15 protein-coding genes are annotated in these 20,576 nt (G+C 42.4%); 8 read left to right on the top strand and 7 right to left on the bottom strand.

The window, feature by feature from the left end:
• Positions 1–4: 4 nt before the first annotated feature.
• Complete coding sequence (gene pyrF, locus RG963_RS04345; RefSeq protein ID WP_310575055.1) at positions 5–670, top strand: orotidine-5'-phosphate decarboxylase; 666 nt, start codon at positions 5–7, stop codon at positions 668–670.
• A gap of 835 nt (positions 671–1,505) precedes the next feature.
• Here pyrF and RG963_RS04340 read toward each other — a convergent pair.
• From RG963_RS04340 to RG963_RS04330, 3 genes are all read right to left on the bottom strand, one after another.
• Positions 1,506–3,338 (bottom strand): MFS transporter, encoded by a 1,833-nt coding sequence (locus RG963_RS04340; protein ID WP_310575054.1) that lies wholly within the window; start codon positions 3,336–3,338, stop codon positions 1,506–1,508.
• A complete protein-coding gene (locus tag RG963_RS04335) occupies positions 3,322–3,765 on the bottom strand; it encodes a PadR family transcriptional regulator (protein ID WP_310575053.1) in 444 nt (147 codons plus the stop codon). The genes RG963_RS04340 and RG963_RS04335 overlap by 17 nt, the downstream gene beginning before the upstream one ends.
• A gap of 1,060 nt (positions 3,766–4,825) precedes the next feature.
• A complete protein-coding gene (locus RG963_RS04330; RefSeq protein ID WP_310575090.1) occupies positions 4,826–5,236 on the bottom strand; it encodes a hypothetical protein in 411 nt (136 codons plus the stop codon).
• Here RG963_RS04330 and RG963_RS04325 point away from each other — a divergent pair.
• From RG963_RS04325 to RG963_RS04310, 4 genes are all read left to right on the top strand, one after another.
• A complete protein-coding gene (locus tag RG963_RS04325; protein ID WP_310575052.1) occupies positions 5,121–5,927 on the top strand; it encodes an ATP-binding protein in 807 nt (268 codons plus the stop codon). The two genes, RG963_RS04330 and RG963_RS04325, sit on opposite strands and share 116 nt — an antisense overlap.
• 412 nt (positions 5,928–6,339) lie before the next feature.
• Positions 6,340–8,142 carry an indolepyruvate ferredoxin oxidoreductase subunit alpha gene (gene iorA, locus RG963_RS04320; protein WP_310575051.1) on the top strand — a complete coding sequence of 601 codons (1,803 nt, stop codon included), beginning with the start codon at positions 6,340–6,342 and terminating at the stop codon, positions 8,140–8,142.
• Positions 8,139–8,738 carry an indolepyruvate oxidoreductase subunit beta gene (locus tag RG963_RS04315; RefSeq protein ID WP_310575050.1) on the top strand — a complete coding sequence of 200 codons (600 nt, stop codon included), beginning with the start codon at positions 8,139–8,141 and terminating at the stop codon, positions 8,736–8,738. The genes iorA and RG963_RS04315 overlap by 4 nt, the downstream gene beginning before the upstream one ends.
• A gap of 295 nt (positions 8,739–9,033) precedes the next feature.
• On the top strand, positions 9,034–9,288 hold the full coding sequence (locus RG963_RS04310; RefSeq protein ID WP_310575049.1) for a hypothetical protein: 255 nt from the start codon (positions 9,034–9,036) through the stop codon (positions 9,286–9,288).
• A 736-nt stretch (positions 9,289–10,024) separates the two neighbouring features.
• Here RG963_RS04310 and RG963_RS04305 read toward each other — a convergent pair.
• From RG963_RS04305 to RG963_RS04290, 4 genes are all read right to left on the bottom strand, one after another.
• Positions 10,025–11,230: a CPBP family intramembrane glutamic endopeptidase gene (locus tag RG963_RS04305; protein WP_310575048.1), complete on the bottom strand. Its 1,206-nt coding sequence runs from the start codon at positions 11,228–11,230 to the stop codon at positions 10,025–10,027.
• 336 nt (positions 11,231–11,566) lie between these two features.
• Positions 11,567–12,517 carry a DUF1616 domain-containing protein gene (locus RG963_RS04300; protein ID WP_310575047.1) on the bottom strand — a complete coding sequence of 317 codons (951 nt, stop codon included), beginning with the start codon at positions 12,515–12,517 and terminating at the stop codon, positions 11,567–11,569.
• 1,725 nt (positions 12,518–14,242) lie between these two features.
• Positions 14,243–15,640, bottom strand: a complete 1,398-nt coding sequence (locus tag RG963_RS04295; RefSeq protein WP_310575046.1) for a TIGR04279 domain-containing protein — start codon at positions 15,638–15,640, stop codon at positions 14,243–14,245.
• A gap of 699 nt (positions 15,641–16,339) precedes the next feature.
• A complete protein-coding gene (locus RG963_RS04290) occupies positions 16,340–17,134 on the bottom strand; it encodes a hypothetical protein (protein WP_310575045.1) in 795 nt (264 codons plus the stop codon).
• A gap of 1,411 nt (positions 17,135–18,545) precedes the next feature.
• On the opposite strand from RG963_RS04290, the gene rpl3p reads away from it, so the two are divergent.
• Genes rpl3p through RG963_RS04275 form a run of 3 tightly spaced genes read left to right on the top strand, consistent with a single transcriptional unit; the run spans position 18,546 to position 20,572 of the window.
• Positions 18,546–19,559, top strand: a complete 1,014-nt coding sequence (gene rpl3p / locus RG963_RS04285) for a 50S ribosomal protein L3 (RefSeq protein WP_310575044.1) — start codon at positions 18,546–18,548, stop codon at positions 19,557–19,559.
• Between the two features lie 6 nt (positions 19,560–19,565).
• Positions 19,566–20,327 carry a 50S ribosomal protein L4 gene (rpl4p, locus tag RG963_RS04280; protein ID WP_310575043.1) on the top strand — a complete coding sequence of 254 codons (762 nt, stop codon included), beginning with the start codon at positions 19,566–19,568 and terminating at the stop codon, positions 20,325–20,327.
• Positions 20,324–20,572, top strand: coding sequence for a 50S ribosomal protein L23 (locus tag RG963_RS04275; RefSeq protein ID WP_310575042.1), 249 nt, complete (start codon positions 20,324–20,326; stop codon positions 20,570–20,572). Before rpl4p ends, RG963_RS04275 begins: the two co-directional genes overlap by 4 nt.
• Positions 20,573–20,576: the final 4 nt, after the last annotated feature.

Raw genomic sequence — 20,576 nt, 5'->3', positions numbered from 1 at the left:
TTTAATGGAAAGGAATACCTGTGTGATTCTTGCTCTGGACGTAACCGACAGGAAAGAAGCGATTAGGATTGCAGAAGATGTCCGGGAATTTGTGGATGCTATAAAGGTAGGCTACCCTCTTATACTCGCTACAGGGCTCAGGATTATCAGGGAGCTTGCTGAATTTGCCCCTATCATAGCCGATTTCAAGGTTGCCGATATTCCCAATACCAATCGCCTTATCTGCGAGCAGGTCTTTGAAGCAGGAGCCGATGCGGTCATTGTCCAGGGCTTCACGGGAAGGGACAGCCTTGATGCTTGCATTGAAGTTGCTTCCGAGTACAGGAAAGACGTGTTCGTTGTAAGTGAAATGAGCCACCCCGGCGGAGCCGAATTCATGCAGCCTGTCGCAGAAGCGATTGCAAAGATGGCTGCTGAAGCAGGAGCTTTCGGCCTTGTTGCCCCGGCGACCAGACCGGAAAGAGTAAAGAGGATTAGAAAACTTATCGGAGACAAACTTACTATCATCTCGCCCGGAGTGGGCGCCCAGGGAGGAAAAGCTTCAGATGTGATTGCTGCAGGCGCAGACTGGGTGATTGTGGGAAGAAGCATCTATAAGGCAGAATCTCCAAAAGAAGCTGCCTGCGAGATTGCTGCTGAGATCGAGGCCGAGCTCAGGGGCGAAAACTGAATAATATTTTTCTGAAACATATTTCTTATATTAACCGTGCATATTGTCTGAACATTAATCGAGTGCCTGTGATGAAAAATTTGGCTGATTTCATGATGAGCCCTATGAGTTCTGAGGCACTAAAATTGAGTACTTCATACTTTTATGCGTTAGAAAACTACACTTATACAGACAGGGCAGGTTTAGTTTAACTATAATCTGCTTGTGGTTATACTGATAGGAAAAACAGAGAAACACAGGGGTAGTGGCTGGTTTTTCTGTAAAACCACAAATCTCCAGAAGTTATTGGGTAGATTATTCCATATCAGAAGATCAATTTTCCCCATAGTACACAAAAACTTGACTTCAAATTTACAGCAAATTCGTGACACTGCCAACAAAAGCCTCTTTTTCCTGCCTTGAAGGTGGTCATACTGAAAATGCTGATTTCAACGCTTTAAAAAATATAATGTTTAGGGCAGTAGTCAACCTGCCTATTGTGTTCTGCTTGGAAAACTCAGACCTAGAAACGCAAGCGTCGATGCTTTAGCGTGAGAAGTTGACTAATTCAATCGGTTATTCGTCCACTCTCTGTCTCCGGTATTCATAGATGTTTTCTTCATTAAAGCGTTTTTTAAAACGTTTAAGTAGTTTTTTAGTTTCTATTTTTGCTCTAAAACGGATCTGGTCAATTATAGCTTGTTAGAAAGCCCCTGAGTCTTTAGCTCAGGGGTAATTGACTAAATACGGTTCCTTGAGAGATTTGACATTCATGCAACCATCAATTCGAGCCTCAATATATTCTTCAATTTGAAGCTGCCACAGTCGCTCTTTTCCAGACGCCGGTTAGTCACTATCAGTCCCGGGTACTCTCTTTTTCTCCCGGAAAACCACTTATGCTCACATCGTTGGCCGGGCAGTTAGTTTCGTGCACGTACCGTTCTCCCCTCATCGCCGATAGCGCCGCAGCTATGCCTGAGAATACAGCCCCGATTATGAAAGAAATCCGCAGCGCTGGCATGAATGCCTGCTGCAGTGTCTTCGGGAACCAGTAATTGCTCTTCAACGTGGTCACGATCTGTTGCGGTATCGAGTTTACGATGCTGGGGTCTATTGCACCGAGGATTGAATCCATAGGGTTGTAGCCCAGGAAGGCGGAGAACAGTGCGTTGGTTGGTGACATGGCGGCCAGATGATCCGCAAGTTGTTGCACAGCAGAGGTAATCTGTAAAGACCCAAAGCTGGCGAACGAGCTTTGGATCGCGCCCGGAAAAGTTTCCTGAATACCCACTATCACGATAGTGAAGAATACGGCCATGCTCAACGTATTGGCCGAGTTCGACAGTGTGAACATCATGCCCGACGCGACGCCCCGATCCTCAGGTGGCACGGAATTCATTATCGATGAGCTATTAGGAGAGCTGAACATCCCATTGCCGATGCCCATGAAGAAGATCAGTATTCCTAACTCCCAGTAGTCAAAGTTATACGGAAGCAACGCGAGCCCGATGAAGACCAGTGTCACGATAGCCATTCCAGCAGTGGCAATCCATCGGGGCCCATACTTATCCGAGAGTATCCCGGAGATTGGCCCCATGACTACAAAGCCCAGGGTCATGGGCAGCATGTAGATACCTGCCCATAAAGGCGTGTCCTCGAAGCGGTAACCGTGGAGAGGTAGCCAGATACCCTGCAGCAGTAGAATGAGCATAAACATGACACCACCTCGCGCAATAGCTGCAGTGAAATTGGCGATATTCGCGTAGGCAAAAGCCCGGATCCTGAAAAACTCCAGTCGGAATACGGGGTTCTTCACCTTACTCTCTACAAATGGGAAACTAATTAGCAGCAGTAGTCCGACAACGATTGCAGCTATCACCCAGGGGCTGCTCCAGCCCATCGCATCGGTGATGCCATTGTGTTCATAAGGCATCAAGCCATATGTGACGCCGACCAGAAGCGAGGTCAGCCCGCCGACAAAGACCAGGTTGCCCACAACATCGATACTTGTCTTGGACGCCTGGAACGAAACCTCCTTCATCTTCCAGTAAGACCATACTGTTCCGAGAACGGCGAATGGAATATTGACCAGGAAAACATAGCGCCAGTTGTACGTAACCAGTATGCCACCCAGTAGCAAGCCGATGAATTGGCCCGACATGATGGCGACCATGTTTATGCCTAGTGCCTTGCCCCTCTCGCTGACCGGGAATGCGTCTGTGATAATGGCTGCACCGTTCGCCATGGTGAATGCTCCGCCAACAGCCTGTATGAGCCTGAAAATAATTAGCTCCAGCGCGCCAGTATTGCCTGTGCTAGGCGTCAGGTAGAGCAGGATTGAACCGATGGTAAAGATCAGAAAGCCTAGCCTGAAGAGCTTTACCCGGCCATAAATGTCAGCCAGCCGACCAATACTGAGAAGCAATGTCGCCGTTACCAGACCATAGCCCATCAGGATCCACAACAGGTACTGGAATGCATTCGGAGCCATCGGGTTAATATGGATGCCGTTGAATATCGCAGGCAGCGAGACCAGGATAATGCTGCCGTTTATCGTGCCCATCAGCGATGACAGGGTCACATTGAACAATGCAATCCACTTGTACGAAATATTGTCCCCAGATCCTCCAGTGGATACTTTATCTATCAAATTGCTATTTTTACTCAATTTATTACCTTCTATCTTCATCTGTTTTTAGAGTCCTAGGACCGCAGTCATGCGTCTCCTCAGACTGCTGCACAACGCTCTGGATATTGTCGCCCGTCCCGTCGGTATCACTATTATCATTATCTTCAGTCACACTGTTGATGATCCGAGACATTTCATTCAGGAGTTCCAGTTTCTCCTGCGTCATGCGATCTAGCCCAGCCACTCCCTTGGGGGTGATCGTGTATACCTTCCTGCGTTCGATCCCCTCGCTCTGAATAAAGCCTTTTGACTCAAGTCCCTCCAGGATTGGGTAGATTGAACCTGCACTCGGAGTCCAGCGCCCGTTTGAGAGGAGCTCGACTCTCTTGATGATGTCATAGCCATGAGTAGGCTTATCCTTAATAATTTTCAGCACGATATACTTGAGAAAAGACCGCCTGATCTCTGTACACATTTTTTCTTCCATGGTTTGTATCCCTACTTATCGACAATCGATATATCGGTAGATGACATAGTATTTATACCGATCGGTTCCAAAAAAATTGAGTAACTCGGTAGTAAAAAGCCGTACCATTAGGTGCGTATCCTTCAATAACTCTTACTTGTCAGTACGCCGTACTTGCCCGGTTATAATATCACAAAGACAATTGGATTTACGTGGGGCCTAATCGTGCGGAGCCGCAGACTCGGGTAAAACATAGATACCGGCCTTCGTCAATTGTCGGCGGCGAAAGCCCGGTATGGCTCAGTTGAGGGATGGACGATAGTCATGTCAAAGCTGTGGGTTTATCAGAATCACGGATCTTATGTTTATTGATGAGCCCTATCCTGAAACTAATATTATATTGAAATTATACCTTTCTTTTTATGTATTCTATGAAATCAGTGACGTTCTATGGGATTTATAAAACCTTATCTTCCTCCTCAAAAACCACATACAGGAAGGTCACGTGCAGATACGAAAGTTAATGAACGGCATTTTGTACGTCGTTATGACAGGTTGTACGTGGAAAGACGTTCTCTGTAGCTATGTATGATACAGCTAAGATTAGAATATATAACTGAAAAAGAGGAATAAAGTCCAATATACCAGTAAACAAGAGAAATCAGGAGAATAAGAAGAGAGGAAGACTAATAGAGGTAGATCAGGAAGAATACAAAAAGAAAAGTACAGTAGAGAGGTTTTTTAGCTGGATAGAGTCATTTAAGAAAGTATTTCCAAGATATGAAATCAAAGAAATATCATACATTGGAGTTGTAATGTTAGCAGCAATTATGAGATTAGATGAAGTTTTAGGATAGGTTCTATGTTTATAATTAGAGCTCAAATACTCGACCTGATACCAGAATTACTGCAAAAAGAATCAAAACATGCGCAATTATATACTAAAGGTTCATAATTATTTATGGGGAAATCGCTCACCCCAGTTACATCCCATATACCAAAAACAGAGATGATTTTTTATCGGATCGTTTACCCTCCCACGATCACATGTTAATCTCCATTTAAAAACGGAACTTTTTTCTCAATATCTGATATTCACTCCTTCGTTTCCTTTCTCCTTTGTTTCCTTTCTTCTCTTTTCTTCTCTTTTCTTCTCCCTTTCTTCTCTTTTCTTCTCCCTTTCTTCTCTTTTCTTCTCCCTTTCTTCTCTTTTCTTCTCCCTTTCTTCTCTTTTCTTCTCCCTTTCTTTTTCCTCTTTCTCTCTTTTTCTCCTTTCTTTTTCCTTCTTTTTCCTTCTTCTCCTTTCTTTTGGGCGAATGTTTAAAGGAAGCGTTTTTAATTCAGCAGAATTAATTACTGGAGTAGGTGAACTGAATATGAGAATAGCAGTGTGTGGAAAAGGAGGAAGCGGAAAAAGTACGATTTCTGCTCTCCTGGCAAAGCAGATGGCAAAAACGAAAAACGTGCTTGTACTTGATATTGACGAGTCCAATTATGGACTGCACAGCCAGCTGGGGATGGTAGCTCCCCAGGATCTTATGGAGTATTTTGGGGGGAAGAAGGGATTTAAAGAAAAGCAGAAATCTCCCAAGACTACTCAGTTCTGGGGGCTTGCAGCCAATGAGAATTCAACAGGGAAGCCAGCGCAGCAGCAGTCCCGGTTTTTTAAGAACAGGTGGGGTTTTTCCGACCTCCCGGCGGAGTTTGTGGAAGAAAAAGAAGGAATCCGGCTGATGGCTGTTGGTAAAATTCATGATTTTGGGGAGGGTTGTGCTTGTCCAATGGGTGTCCTGACCAGGGAGTTTCTTGAAAACCTCGACCTTGGAAAAAATGATGTGGTAATTGTGGATACGGAAGCTGGCACCGAGCACTTCGGGCGCGGGGTTGATAAGGACTTTGACCTGATTCTCGTAGTTGTCGACCCTTCCTACGAGTCCCTCAAGCTTTCGAAAAAGTTTGATGAGTTTGGCAGCCAGTGCGGATGCAGCGTCTATTTTGTGCTTAACAGAGTTGAGCCTGATATCAGGGAAGAAATGCTGAATTCTGTGAACTGCGCAAACGTAGTGGCTGAAATCCCGGCAAAAAGAGAACTTTTTAAAGCTTCCCTTAAAGGCGAAGAACTTGACATTGAGCTGGAAGAAATTGCAAAGCTTGCAGAGTTTCTGGAACATGTCAGGTATTAATCCACTCTTTTTATTTTTCTCAGCGGGCTTTTTTCAGGTGATTTTAATCGGGGATACTCATGACTGGTCCGGAATATGTAAATCTTAGAGAGCCAGAGTCGAAATTGTAAAGAGGAACTGTATCTGAGATGTTTCGCCGACTCCCATAATCCGAAAGTATATTATTAATCATGTTCTTTGGATAATGCAAAGTTTTACTTAGTTTGCCTAACGGCAGACGTTATTATATGGAACTTCATCAAGGTAACATTACCTTTATGTTACTGTTGCCTGTTTTCCGATAACTATTCACGGAACAATAAATTTAATGAATTGTACTGAATAAAATATTCTGACAATTTAGGGAATCAAGTATCCGAATAAACTATATAATAGATCCATTTTCCCTGTTTAAATTCTGGAGACAATAATTATGACAATGCGTGAGTACATGCTTGGAAACGTGGCAATTGCCCGCGGGCTTCTCGAAGGAGGCGTGCAGGTTATTGCAGGCTATCCCGGAACCCCTTCCTCGGAGATTATAGATACGCTTGCATGCCGGGAAGACCGGGACTACCATATTGAATGGTCTGTTAACGAAAAGGTCGCAATGGAGGTTGTAGTCGGGGCCGCCTGGGCAGGGGTCCGCTCTGTAGTGACTATGAAGCACGTCGGGCTGAATGTTGCAGCCGATCCTTTTATGACTCTTGCCTATGCAGGGACAAAAGGCGGGCTGATTGCAATCGTAGCCGACGATCCTTCGTGCCATTCCTCTCAGAATGAGCAGGATACACGGCGTTATGCCCAGTTTGCCCTTGTACCCTGTTTTGATCCCTCAACCCCTCAGGAAGCCAAGGATATGCTTCCCTATGCCTTCGAGTTTTCCGAAAAATTCGAAATTCCTGTGGTCTTTCGGCCTACAACTCGGATCTCGCACGGGAAATCGGATATCGAACTCGGGGAGATACCCGTAGAAAAACCGGCTCCCTATTTTGAAAAACTTCTCGACCGCTGGGTCATGCTGCCCAAAAATGCCCGTACACGCCATACCCACCTCCTCTCTATCCAGCAACCCATTGAAGATGCCCTTACCGAATCTCCCTGGAATTCCCTGGAAGTGAAACCCGGCGCAAAACTGGGGGTAATAGGCGCAGGTATTGCCTCGGTATATGCAAAAGAAGCTCTTGCAGAACTTGAGATTGAAGCTTCTTTCCTGAAGATCGGAGCTTATCCGGTTCCGAGAAAGTTGATTCTTGAGTTGCTTAAAACTGTGGATACTGTCCTTGTGTTCGAGGAACTTGAGCCTGTTGTGGAAGAACAGGTAAGGATGATTGCGCAGGAAGCAGGTCTTAACGTCTCTATTCTAGGGAAAACAGGCGGTTTTGTCTCCAGGGAAGGGGAACTGGACGTAAATGCCTTCCTTGAGGCTCTCAGGAAAGTCCTTGGCCTTAGCATAGAACCTGAACCTTCAGGCACGACTCTTGAGCTCGCCCCTCGTCCGCCTGCCCTTTGTGCAGGTTGCTCTCACAGGGCAACCTTCTATTCCATGAAAAAGGTCTTTGGAAAGGATGCTATTTATCCCAGCGACATCGGCTGTTATACTCTGGGAATCCAGAGCGGGACTGTTGAGACAACGCTCTGTATGGGCTCAAGCATCAGTATTGCCTCAGGACTTTACCATGCCGGGGAAAAGCGCCCTATCTGCTGTTCTATAGGGGACTCAACTTTTTTCCACACAGGCATGAACTCGTTTCTTAACGCAATTTTCAATAAAGCAAATATCACAGTTACGATTTTAGACAACCGCATTACGGCCATGACAGGGCACCAACCAAACCCTGGTGTCGGTTTTACAGTGACAGGAGAGCCAAATGTACAGGTCTCGCTTGCCGAACTCTGCAAAGCCATGGGAGCAGAATCCGTATCTGTTGTTGACCCTTACAAGCTTGAAGAAACCCAGGAAGCTTTCAGGGCAGCAAAAAATTTTGAAGGCACAGCCGTGGTTATTGCCAGGCAGCCCTGTGTGATCTCCGGAAAAAGAGCGGGCATATGTCGGATGACATATGTCGTTGACCCTGAAAAATGCGAAGGCTGCAAGCAATGTGTAAAGTTCGGATGCCCTGCAATTGAGTTTGATGAGGAAAGCAAACGCGCTGTAGTCACTGCTCTTTGCAGTGGGTGCGGGGTCTGCGCCCAGATCTGTAAGTTTGAAGCCATCCTGGAGGTGAAGAAATGAGTCTGGTTGAGCAAAAGAAATTCGACCTCCTTATCACAGGAGTCGGGGGGCAAGGTGCAATCCTTGCTTCGGATATTATCGGAAAAGCCGCAGTTGCTGCAGGGTTGCCTATCAGGGCTGCGGAAACCCACGGAATGGCCCAGCGTGGAGGTTCGGTTGTAAACCACATCCGCATAGGGGAAGATTTCGGGTCCATGATCCCGAAAAAAGGTGCAGACCTTATGCTTGCCTTTGAGCCCATGGAGGCAGTCCGGTACCTGGATTTCCTGAAAGATGGGGGAGTTGTCATAGTAAATACTCAGACCGTACTCTCTGTTACTGTCACTTCAGGCCTTGCAAAATACCCTGAGGTTTCGGATATACTTGACGTCCTTTCTGAAAAATACATAGTCAAAGCATTCAACGCCGATGAACTGGCGTTTGAAGCCGGGAGCAGGCTTGCAATGAATGTAGTGATGGTGGGGGCAGTTTCAGGTTATCTGCCGATTCCAAAAGAAACCCTGCTTGAAAGCGTTAAAGCCCTTGTGCCGCAAAAAACAGTTGAAGTAAACCTCAGGGCTTTTGAAATGGGAAGGAAAAAGGTAGAGGAATGTTAAATTTCTTTTCCTGCTAATTTGCGGTGAAGAAATAACTTCCTGTGAAAGTTGTGCTATTTGAATAGTTGTGTTGATTGCACATCTATTCCTCTTATATCTGTTTGTCGTAGTTGATCATCATCGATAGACTGTTTAATTCGTCTAGAGTTAGAAGTCTCTTCACATTATTAAATGAATAATTTTTTATACTACATTGTATTATTACTTCAATGGTGTATTGTCATTCCAATGGTTATTTATTATTCCACTGGTTATACAATATTTGTTTGTAGGTTATAGTTCAGAAGGTGTCTCTATGTTGCTAAGCAGTATCTCCATTGTTTCTTCGAGCGCGTCCTCGAGCGCAGTTTCTATGATTACAGTCCCCGGTCTTCCTCAATATGGGGCTGCAGTTGTTGTTGGATTAATAGCTCTCCTTTCTTTAAAGGTGATTCTTTCAGCGTCTGGAAAGTGGAGCAAAAACCTAAGTAGCTCATTTAACGCGGCAATCCTGCCTTTGCTTTTCAGTTTTGTAGCGATTCTCTACTTCAAAGTTACTATGATTATCTGATTCCGGGCTTCCGGATCTCTTCTATAAATTTCTATTTTTATAGAGATCAGCTATTATCATATCTTTATTTTTTGATATTTGTCTTGAGATTTTCTGTCCAGTTCTTCTTTCTAAATTATTTATTCAACTCTTTATATGGCGGTTTTTAACTTTTTTGCATAATTTTCTTTAATTCTCAAGCCCATCTGTAAGTCGCTTAAGGTTTATTATTTCCCAGACTTCTGGGCAGGCAGAGAGCGCTATGAATCAAAAGGAATTGAAAAATTATGAAACGCGAATGACTTATGCGACTGAGCTAAAAATCAATAGCATTAGACTCTTAATCCTACATTCGGCAAGTAACTTATTTTTGTCCGAGCATTTTTACTGAGACTGTGTTGAGGGAAACTGATCACCTCTTATACTAAACATTATTGCAAAAATGGTTCGCTACTTATGTAAGTAGTGAGATTTGGGCCATAAGTTAATCATTTTCAAATATACTAATTATTTATATTATGTCTGAAAAACGCTCTCATGAAAATATCCATATCTTAATGTCGATCTGTCGAATATGGCTTAATTATATAAAGAAAACTTCAGTCAACATGTACTGTATCTGATTTTGTACCTACATGTTGAGATAAAACAAATAATATATTAGCTGTGATAACTAAAAGAAACTTGGATAGCGCCAAGAAAATGCAACCTTAAAATATTTAAGAGTTAATATTGCAAAATGATTTTTGATAAATAATCAGAATCCTGCCCAGCCGCTTAGATAATAGGGCAGGATCCCGAAAAGGAAAACATTGACTAAGCCGTGCAGTACAGCAACAAAGGGAAGGCTCCTTGTTTTGTAGAAGGCAAAACCCATGAATAATCCTACAAAGCCTGTATAGAGAATTTCATAGAAGGTGCCGTACCCTGAGTGCATGAGTCCGAACAGGAAACTTGTAATTAAGATGGATTCAATGGCACTGAGCGCTTGCTCGAGCCTGGTCTGGATGATTGACCTGAAAATAAGCTCCTCAACAAGACCCACAAAAAAAATCATAATAATGGAGAGTATAAGCAGACTTTCAAAAGTGAGGTCAGGGATCAGGGACTGTGGGCGGATGGTCAGGTATTCTCCGAGTCCAACCAGAAAGCCCAGAGGAATCGAAAGAATCATATAGACTCCAATATTCTTTCGGGAAATTCCAATCTGCTCTAAAACCTTCCGTTGATTCATTATTATAACTGCCACCGGGATCGCCAGGGGGCCGTAGACAAAAATGAAGGTATAAAGGGTTTTATCATAAAAGACAGGCATTGAAAGGTTTACAAGCCTCAGGACTGGGAGAAGCATCAGGGACTGGTAGATGTTGTGTATTTTAGGATCTTTTATGTATAAATTGGAAAGAGAAAGTGCAATCAAAGTTATAATGTGAATCCAGACAGCTGCCCCATTCCTGCCTGAAAAGAGAAGAAGTTCAGCAAAGGCTATGAATAGAATTGGAACTGCAGTAAAAAGCCTGATTCTCCTCATCTCGGATTTTTCCTGGTCAGTTTCCTCAGTTTTGCTTATTTCCCAGGTTTGACGTGAATAGAGGCCTTTCAGAGGATTTTTTGTGAATTTTTTTAGCTCTTCCATAGTCATGCGTCGATACAAAATAAGGATCAGGATTGCTACTACAATTCCTTCAAGCGTATATACAATATCTATATATTGTCCTATTTTTTGGAAAAGTCCTAGATTTCCATACGAGACTGAAGTAACTCTGGAATCTCCGGATTCCTCCAGGGCTTTGGTAGATATCTGCTCTTGAACATGCCCTATCTGTGGAGAAGAAGATGACTCTAAATTACTACTGGATGCAACTCCAGGAAAAATTACCAGCAAAGTCAGAATCAGAACTAAGACGCTTATCAGAAGATTCGGTTCTTTTCGCCTTTTATGAAAATTAATTAAATTTTTCACGGAAATTACTCCTTTTTTAATCGGGACAAGTTCAGATCTACTGTGTACCTCTTATTACAAGTTTTTTACCGATTCTTACAATAGATCATTAGAAATTTTGCGCAGACCTGATACTTTACAAGCCTTTATTGTAAATTTTATATAAGGCTTTGTTGGTAGTTAACTGCTTTTGATGATAAGCGTTAAGTTTTGTTAATCTTTGGAAAACTGGAATGAATTAAGTTTTAAAACTGGAATTAATTAAGTTTTTATTCTCTTGTCTTCATGTTTACGTTGCCGAGTTTCGCTTATTCTAAGGTTACAGAGTATTTAGCTTAAATTTGCATGTAAAGGTTTTCAAGCTGTGGATTTAACTGTCTGATTCTGTGCAGTTTTTTCTTCCGCAGTCTGGACTTCTGAACCTTTAGTTTCTGTTGTTGCATTTACATTTATCCAGAGATGGAGGTCCCTGTAGGGTACACTGCTGTCTGTATCGTTGAAAAGCAGGAACTCAAGCTTCATGTTCTTTCCCTCAACTGGAGGATTGAGCGTAATTGGGTTTTCCCATGTCTCATTATGATTAAGCTTTATCTGCTGCATATTTTCCGGCAGGGATCTGTTTTCAAGCTTTACCTGCATTGTGTAATTTACTGGCCTGTATTCGTGGTTCACAACTCCTACAATTACAGTTCCATTATCCCCGAGCGTATAATTTGTGGGGTAATTGTCTGCCTTTCCTTCCTGTCCGAGAAGATAAAACTCGGTGAAATGTTCTCCTTCTTTTGGGGTTACTACTACATACACAAGGGTTGCGACAGACAAGAGAATGGACAGAATCAGGAAAACAGTAAGTACTTTATCCAGCTTTGACTCCGATTTTTCCATAACTTCAGCTTTGAGCGAAAATACAGCTGCCTTGAAGGAAACATTGAAAGCCTCATTTTCAGGGAGCTTTACTCGTCTGAGATATGCAAGCCCGCACATCATAAAGGTGAAAACTGATAGGCTTATAAGAATTGGCAGGAGCCTGATCCCCCATGGAGTATAGTTAAGACCAAGTCCAATTAGGGGCACGACTGCAATACTCAGCCCGAAGGAAAGAGCAGTCCTTTCGATCCCGTCAAGGTCGGATTTTGCAGGAAATAGAGCTGCAATCAGAGCATACCCCGGCAGAAAAAGCACAAGGGGAAGTCCAAGTATGTTCCGGAGTACAGTTTCACTTAGTCCGGGTGTGAGCACAAAGATATCTGTAAGGAGCACGAGCCCCATAACAATCAAGAGATCTGAGGAAACTTTTCTTCCAGTCATACAGGTCATCCGGGTTATATCAAAGCTGGTTGTAATCAAAGACTATATCTCTCTTTAAGGGAAGTAAGTACTTTTTTCTAATGCATTTTATCCTTTCGCTCGATTTTCCTTTATATAAACTGTTTTGCAAAATTAAATAAGTTTCTCTTCTTTTCCTGATTTCCTATTTTATAATTTCTTTCTGAGTTGAATCAGGTGAAGGTTGAACGACTTTTTTCCCAGATTCTGTTCTTTACTTTCTTTTTTCCTGCCAGAAATGCGGCAAGTAGTATAATATATGGATAGATGCAGTCTGAAAACGCAGGACGTTTTGGAACTTTCTTGGGAATGTACAGCTGCATGCGGGAGCGGATTTGAAAACTATTTAGCCGCATGATGTCTTTTTTGGATTTGCTTTTTATTATATCTTCAGGATAGCTTTTTCAAAATCACAGTTCAATTACACAATTATATATTTGTTTTACCAAAAGCTAGCCTGGATATTATTATTATTATTATTATTATTATTATTATTATTATTATTATTATTATTATTATTATTATTATTATTTTTTTATCATGCCTCAATATAAATTCACTAACTTTATATAATTGTTTCCTATAGTTCCATCATTATATCATAATGTGAATCCACTAAATTTATATAATTATCTTCATATATTTCCTCTAGGAGAAAATTCTTCTTAAACCTCTAAAGAGCCCGAATGGTGACATGCCGCACTATGTCAATGCGTTCTTTCGATTTTAAATGTTAGCATTTGCATCTCGAATCTAAACTCACATTTAACAGATTTATATTCTAAACTTTTATTTATTTTATATTTATGCCTATCCTTATACTTATCAGCAGAATTTCTTAAAATTTGAGGTTACATCCTTAAAACTTTCTCTAATAATTTTTGTACGATGGCTTTTGAAAGGAAATCACACAGATGGGTAACGAGCTTAGAACGGGTAAAGGCTACCAGTGCATAACTAAGAAAGGAAAAAACGTGCTGAAGTTATAGTTCCTTAAAATATAACAATGGTACTTCTGGTTTTTAATGAAGGCATTTTAATAGGTAGAATGATCCTGCGGACAAAAAAATAATGTGAAAATAATCTTAAAGCTATATCTGTAACGGAATATAAAATTTTCATATCAATGAATTACTTATTTATTTGCCTCAATTTTCTGACTGATTACCCTTTCTAATCCCAAAATAAAAGCTAAACCAGGAAGATGCCGAAGAACAAGGAATAAAGAAAACACGGATGTATCTTTTCTTTCCAGAATTGGGTCTCACCTGAGTCGTTCCGCCCTAGTTGCGCCGTCCGAGTTCCACTTCGGGATCACAGGAAATCGGAGGTTTTCTGGGAGTTAAGATGTAATCGCAACAGCACGGGGTCCGCTAGCTCCAAAAGACTAATTGAAGGAAATAATTTATTTACAAAATTACATTTTTTCTGGCTGGCCGGATTTTCCATTATTATAAAGTATGAGAAGTTAAGCGTAAATATTTACGTCCAAACTAGTATCCTGGCAACTTAATTATAGGGCATTAATATTTAAAAAAGATCTCATCCGTAGTCCCTTTCTTACTTATGATGACTCATAACTAAATTTCCTATACACTAGGAAGCCTAGCATCTATATACAAAAATATTATAAATTTGAAATTGAAGGCTGTAATTGTAAAAAAATCAGCCCTCAAATCTTAAATTTCTCGATTTTCTGTTCGGGTTTTATTTTTTAATTCTCATTAGTACCATCCCAGCTGCGAGCGTCCCTGCAAATCCTACTAAGAACGAGGTAGCTTTAGGAGGGTTTTTCACGATGTCTGCTACTTTTCCTGCAATAGACCCAGCATCCACGATTCCAGCTGCATTGGCAGTTTTGAGGTTGGAGCTTTCCTCAAGAGTGGAAGCTTTGTCTTCTACTGGGAGGGTATTCGAAAGGCTGGAGTCAGAGTCAATTGGCTGTGAACTGTCTGCTACAGCACATATGCTCAGCTCTGTCTGGTCTACACCCGTAATGCCTTTGCCTTTTTCATAGGCGCCTGTAAAGAGGAAGTAGTCGCCTGCGGGCAGGTCAAAGGTTGTCAGGGAAAGAGTGCTCTGGCCCTTCTCTCCTATAGTTATCGTACCATTACATTCTCCAATAACGGTCTGTATTTCCTTTGTCAGCTCATCTTTGTCGAGTTTGGACTCAAAGTTTGTGGAATTGATGCCGAAATCTTCGATAATGTCAATCCCATTTAAGCAGATTTCAGTCCCGTCTCTCGTGCCATTTGAGTTGACTTCTATCAGTGCCCTGTAGGCGTCTTTACTTATCAGCACGGCACCGTATTTGGAGTTTTCCGGCTCGGTGTTCTTTTTCAGATCCAGGTTGACTTCAAGGTCTTTGCCTTCTTCCAGAGTGTTTGCAACTTTTGTTTTCAGATCGTATTCCAGTACTTCAAAACCGGTTGCCGAAAGGACTTTCTTCTCCAGTCCGACAGGTTTCGTACTTTCGTTTTCTGCAAGTGTTATTACGATTCCATAATGGCCTGCAGGAAGAGATTTAAATTGCAAGGGAGCAGACAGGTCACCGTTTTTGTCCAGAGTTGTAGATGTCACGGTGTAATTTAAACTCAGGTTTTTTTCATCCGTGATTTCCTTAACTGCCTTACCAAAGGAAGATATGCCGAGTCCCTTGATCAGGTAAACGTTCACTTTCTGCTGCCCGAAAACCGCAGGTCCTTTATAATCCATTTTCACATTCTGATTTACAGTATAAAATGGATGAGTGGAATACGGGTATGTAAATGTGAGCTCAGTATTGTTCTCCTGTGTCCCTGATTTTAGTTCAAGGTTTATTCCTTTGCTTTTCAGGTTATCTGTTCCGCAATACGTGAAAGTAAATGGCTGTGGGAGCTGGATTTCTTTTCCTCCGCTAAGAAGAATCCAGCCGCCTTCAGTCAGGCTTTCACTGTGGTCTGCGAAAAGAACGTTATCGCCATTTTTTTCAATGGATGCAACCCAGGGATCTTTTACCGAATAAGCTGCTGATACTGAAATAAGTGAAAAGACAAGGATCAAAACCGTCCAGGTTACTCTCCACTTTCTACTATATATTCCATTCATTCCTGTTATTTTCTTCAATTACTACACCCCTTAATTACTGTCATTCCTGCTTTATCCAGGCTTTTCTGCTTCGGTTTGACATTTTTGCTTATTTAGGGTTTTAGCTGTTAATATCTTTTAATTTAGTATTTTATTTAATACCATTCAACATTCATATATTTATTTAAAGTATGTGTTCTATTAAAGATATTTTGCAGGATCTCTAAAGGATCTTTAGATTTTAAAGACTCTTTTACCCTAAAACCACTGGTACTTTTTAATGTTTTCTTATTCTCAAATAAAGCAGGAATTATACAATTAGTATTCTATTTAATACCATCCAACATTCATGTATTTATTTAAAACATCTGTTTCCTATTAAATATATTTTGCAGGATTTCTTCGAGCCTGTCTTAAAATTAAATTTGAGTCTACAATTGGGATAAGACTTAAGCATTCGAACCGAATAACGGGGGCATTAACCTGTTATATGTCTAATATGTAATTTTAACGATGATGTTTCTTGTGATTGATTTTATACATCAAGCGCGTAAGTCTTTGGGATAAAGTACTATCTTTAAAGTCAATGTGTATCTGAATTTCGGAATAATTTATGATCTGAATTTGAAATTAACGTTGCTTATTATCCAATTGTGTAAATGGTTTGAATTTTAAGACACGCTCTAAGAACTTTATATTTTTAAAGACTTTTTTGCCTTATAAAAACCTTTTTTTCTTTTAATATTTCCTTGTCCTCAAATAGAACCGGAACACTACAATTCCTGCCAGGATTCCTGCTATCGGCATATATGAGGCTTTCCAACCCTGCAAATCTTCTTTTTTCACTTCTCCAGTTTCTGTTCCATTTATTTTCGTTTCATTTGTTTTCGTTTCGTTTGTTTTCGTTTCCTCTTTTTCGGGATCAGTTTTTTGCTCTGAAGAGGGCACTATTTCCGAAGGCAGGCTTTCTCCAGGCTGCAGTTTGATCTGTTTTTCAACGCCTCCAACCTTTACCTCAAAATTGCCTGCAGGTATGGATTGACTATCATATTCATAGCTAAAGCTCCCATCGGAATTCACCTCGACCTGCTGGAGCCCCGTAATCTTAATTTTGACGCTTGAGGTACTTGCTTTTCCGTCGATCTTGATCTTGTATGTTCCTGGAGGGACATTTGATTGAGAAACGGTGGTGGCCCCGTCCTTTGCCTCTCCAGTTTTGGTTACCCACAGTAGCATCTTTACCCTCAAGTTCAGGTCATCAGCTCCTGTAGCCTTCACAGTAAAGCGGTTGTTAAAGTCCGGGATTGTTACGCCTTCAAGCAAATATTCGTACCTGCCGTCCGAGACAGGGATATCTTTTTCAAACGTCACCTGCACTTCCGCTGTCTCTCCCGTAAAATCGGTTCCCTTTATCTCTATAATATCCCCAACGACAGGGTTTTCAGGGATAAGTTCCCAATTATTAGTTGCGGCAGTTACGGGAAAGGCGATCAGACACAGAAACACGGGAAGCCAGAAAAAAAATTTCAGCATTTTTCTATTCTTCAACATCTGGACAAAAGTAAAAATGAATCTCAAGAGAGCAACTCCATCAGAAAGCAATTTTTTTAATCTCCTTTTTCAGCGTTTTTATCTACCATTCTACTGGTTACATAATTTCTGGATAATGTGCAGATATATCATCATGACTTATGTGTTTTGCTTTTTGATATTCCTGGATTTATAATGCAAAACATTTCACGAAATCCCGGCTATTATGCCAGTAATTTTTTAGGAGAGGTTATTTCCAGGAAGAAGCGTTCACCCTCAAGTCTTTAGAGAGGTAGTTCACTTCTTATGATATTACATATCACTTTCACTCAAAAGACGAATAAAGTTGTTGATAAAAGTTAGTAGGTCCAGTCCAGTGTTGTATCTTTAAAAAGAAAACCTTTCAAATCCTAATATGAAGTCAACTTCTTAGCAGTTCTTTTAATCTTGCAATTCTGCTTTTATTTTTCAATTTTACAGCAACTATATTTTCAAGTTTCTTTCTGTAAATGGCTATGTATAATATACCATTCTTGTATCTTCTAATCAGACTTTTAAATCCCGATTTGGTTATTAATTGTGGTTGGCATTTTTATGGCTGGATTCCATGTTTCAATTCTTAGATCCAATAATTCTGAACTCTAAACTTGTGATTTATCTACTTTTTTCTCACCTGTGACTGATTCTTCTTTCAAAATTCCCCTTTTTTCCTACAAAGGCTTTATATATTAGATGTGCTATTTAAAGGCAAAGTACATCCGAGATGGAGATTTCATGCACTTTATTGCTTGAAATTATCTAATCATATCAATGTGATGCTTAATGCTAACTTCCTGGAAGTTCCCAGGAAAGATGGGGTTTCTGCCGTTGATTCGGTAGAATTTCCTGCATTGAAGATAAACCAGTGAGAAAAGTCGGATCAACATGAGTGTCAAAGGGCCAATGCTTTGAAACGCCCGCTTTTGGCGCCGTTACGGCGCCTAAAATCGCACGAAACTGTTCAGGTTTTCGATGAGCCGCGGTTGCAGTCACTGAATACTGAAGTTTCAATCAGGTTACTGAGTTCAAATCAGGTTACTGAATACTGAAGTTTCAAATCAGATTACTGAATGTTTCAAATCAGGGCCGGATGCCTGGATTTGGGTCTGCCAGGATCGTGAAATCGGTCCTTTAAGCGTATGCTCCTGCTAGACAAGCTAGGAAGAGGATCGGATATTTGCAGATGCCTGAAGGAATTAGGGTACCGGGAGCATAAAGCTCTGGTCTGCTCGAGGCAATTCTTGCCAGGCAGGTCTGAAAGTCATCCCTCCCCCACCTGGTAGCGTTCGGGGAATCCAGTGCGTTTTTCTTTTGCCACTCAAGTTGTGCCGACCGGAGGGGCTGGTATTTCAATTGAAATTTACGGAGTAGAAATATGGCAAGCATACACCGACCAAAACGAGGTTCCCTCGCATTCAGTCCGCGCAAAAGGGCAAAGAGCCACATTCCACGGTTCAGGGCCTGGCCGGAAGCTACAGGTGAACCAAGGTTACAGAGTTTTGCAGGGTACAAAGTGGGGATGACCCACGTGATCATGGTTGATGACATAAAGTACAGCCTTACCCAGGGTATGGAAATTTCCGTGCCGGTGACTGTCATCGAAACTCCTGCAATAAGGGTTGCAGCAATCCGGGCTTACACAGAAGACAGCACCGGGGAAAAGGCAATCGCAGAGGTATGGGCAGCAGATCTCGATCCTGAACTCAAACGCAGGATCCATGTACCGGCAGCTGAGAACCTGGCCGAAACCCTTGAAACGATTGGGAAACTGATCGACGAAGGCAAAGTAAGTGATATCAGGGCAGTTACCTATACCCTGCCAAAGAGTCTTACCGGTGTCCCTAAAAAGACGCCCGATATCATGGAATCCGGAATTAGCGCCAGGGACCTCAACACCAAATTCGAGTACGCAAAGTCGATTCTTGGTACCCTTGTAAGAGTTACTGACGTTTTCAAGACCGGAATACTTGTTGACACAGCCGCAATTACCATCGGAAAAGGTACCCAGGGTCCTGTCAAGCGCTGGGGTATCCAGCTGATGAAAGGCAAGCACTCCAGGCAGGGCAGCCTCAGGCAGATCGGTACTCTTGGTCCCTGGCATCCTGCTCATGTTTCCTGGAGAGTTCCCCAGATGGGTCAGATGGGATATCACCAGAGGACCGAGTTCAACAAGCGCATCCTTAAGATCGGATCCGACGGGGCAGAAATCACTCCTGACGGCGGTTTCCTGAACTACGGCCTTGTCCGTGGGGAGTATGTGCTGATCAAAGGCAGTGTTCCCGGACCTTCCAAGAGGCTTATCAGACTCAGAGACCCTATCAGGGCAAAGAAAGCTGACCTTGGCGAACCGAATATCCTTCACATAAGCAGGGAATCCAAGCAGGGGTGAAGTTAAATGGCTACAGCAAAAACAATAGACCTTACAGGGAAGGTTGTCAGGGAAATTGAGCTTCCTGACGTGTTTGATGTGGATTACCGCCCTGACCTGATAAAAAAGGCAGTGCTTGCGGCACAGGCAAACAGGCTTCAGCCCTACGGTCCCCGTCTCTACGCAGGAATGGATACTTCTGCACGATCCTGGGGATCCGGAAGGGGTGTTGCCCAGATTCCAAGGCTTATAAATAGCAGCAGAGCTGCAAGAGTCCCGCACGCAAGAGGCGGAAGAAGAGCCCACCCGCCAAAACCCGAAGCTGACAGAAGCGAGAAAGTCAACACTAAGGAACGTCGCTATGCAATTCGCTCTGCAATAGCAGCAACCCGGGACCCGACTCTCGTAAGCCTGAGAGGCCATATCTTTGAAGCCGAGCTTCCGATTGTTACAGAAAACGCTCTTGAAGACCTGAATAAAATAAAGCAGGTAATAGACTTCCTGCAGGCTGTCGGAGTCTACGAAGACGTTCTCAGGGCAAAATACGGAAGGCACATCAGAGCCGGCCGCGGTAAGCTCAGAGGCAGGAAATACAAGCACAAAAAGAGCATCCTGATTGTCGCAGGGGAAAATGCTCCTATCCTGAAAGCTGCAAGAAACCTGTCCGGGGTAGACGTCGTAACAGTGAATTCACTGAATGCCGAGCTGCTCGCACCGGGTACTCATGCAGGGCGCCTTACTATCTGGACAGAATCTGCAATTGAGAAGCTGGAGGGTGCATTCCAATGAATTCCATCAAATATCCTTTTGTTACTGAAAAAGCGATGATGTTGCTTGACGAAAACAAGCTCCAGTTTATCGTGGATACCAGGTCAAACAAAAAGCAGATCGTAGAGGATGTTGAAAAACTGTACGGGTTCAAAGTAAAGTCCGTGCGGACCATGACAACTATGAAGGGCACGAAAAAAGCAATCCTGGCATTCGAAGAGCCTGAATCGGCACACGAGATTGCAACCCGAATAGGACTGATGTGAGGTG

The organism is Methanosarcina baikalica (assembly GCF_031461075.1).
Lineage (GTDB): Archaea > Halobacteriota > Methanosarcinia > Methanosarcinales > Methanosarcinaceae > Methanosarcina > Methanosarcina baikalica.
The sequence above is the reverse complement of the archived record's forward strand: the minus strand, read 5'-3'. Positions and strand labels throughout refer to the sequence as shown.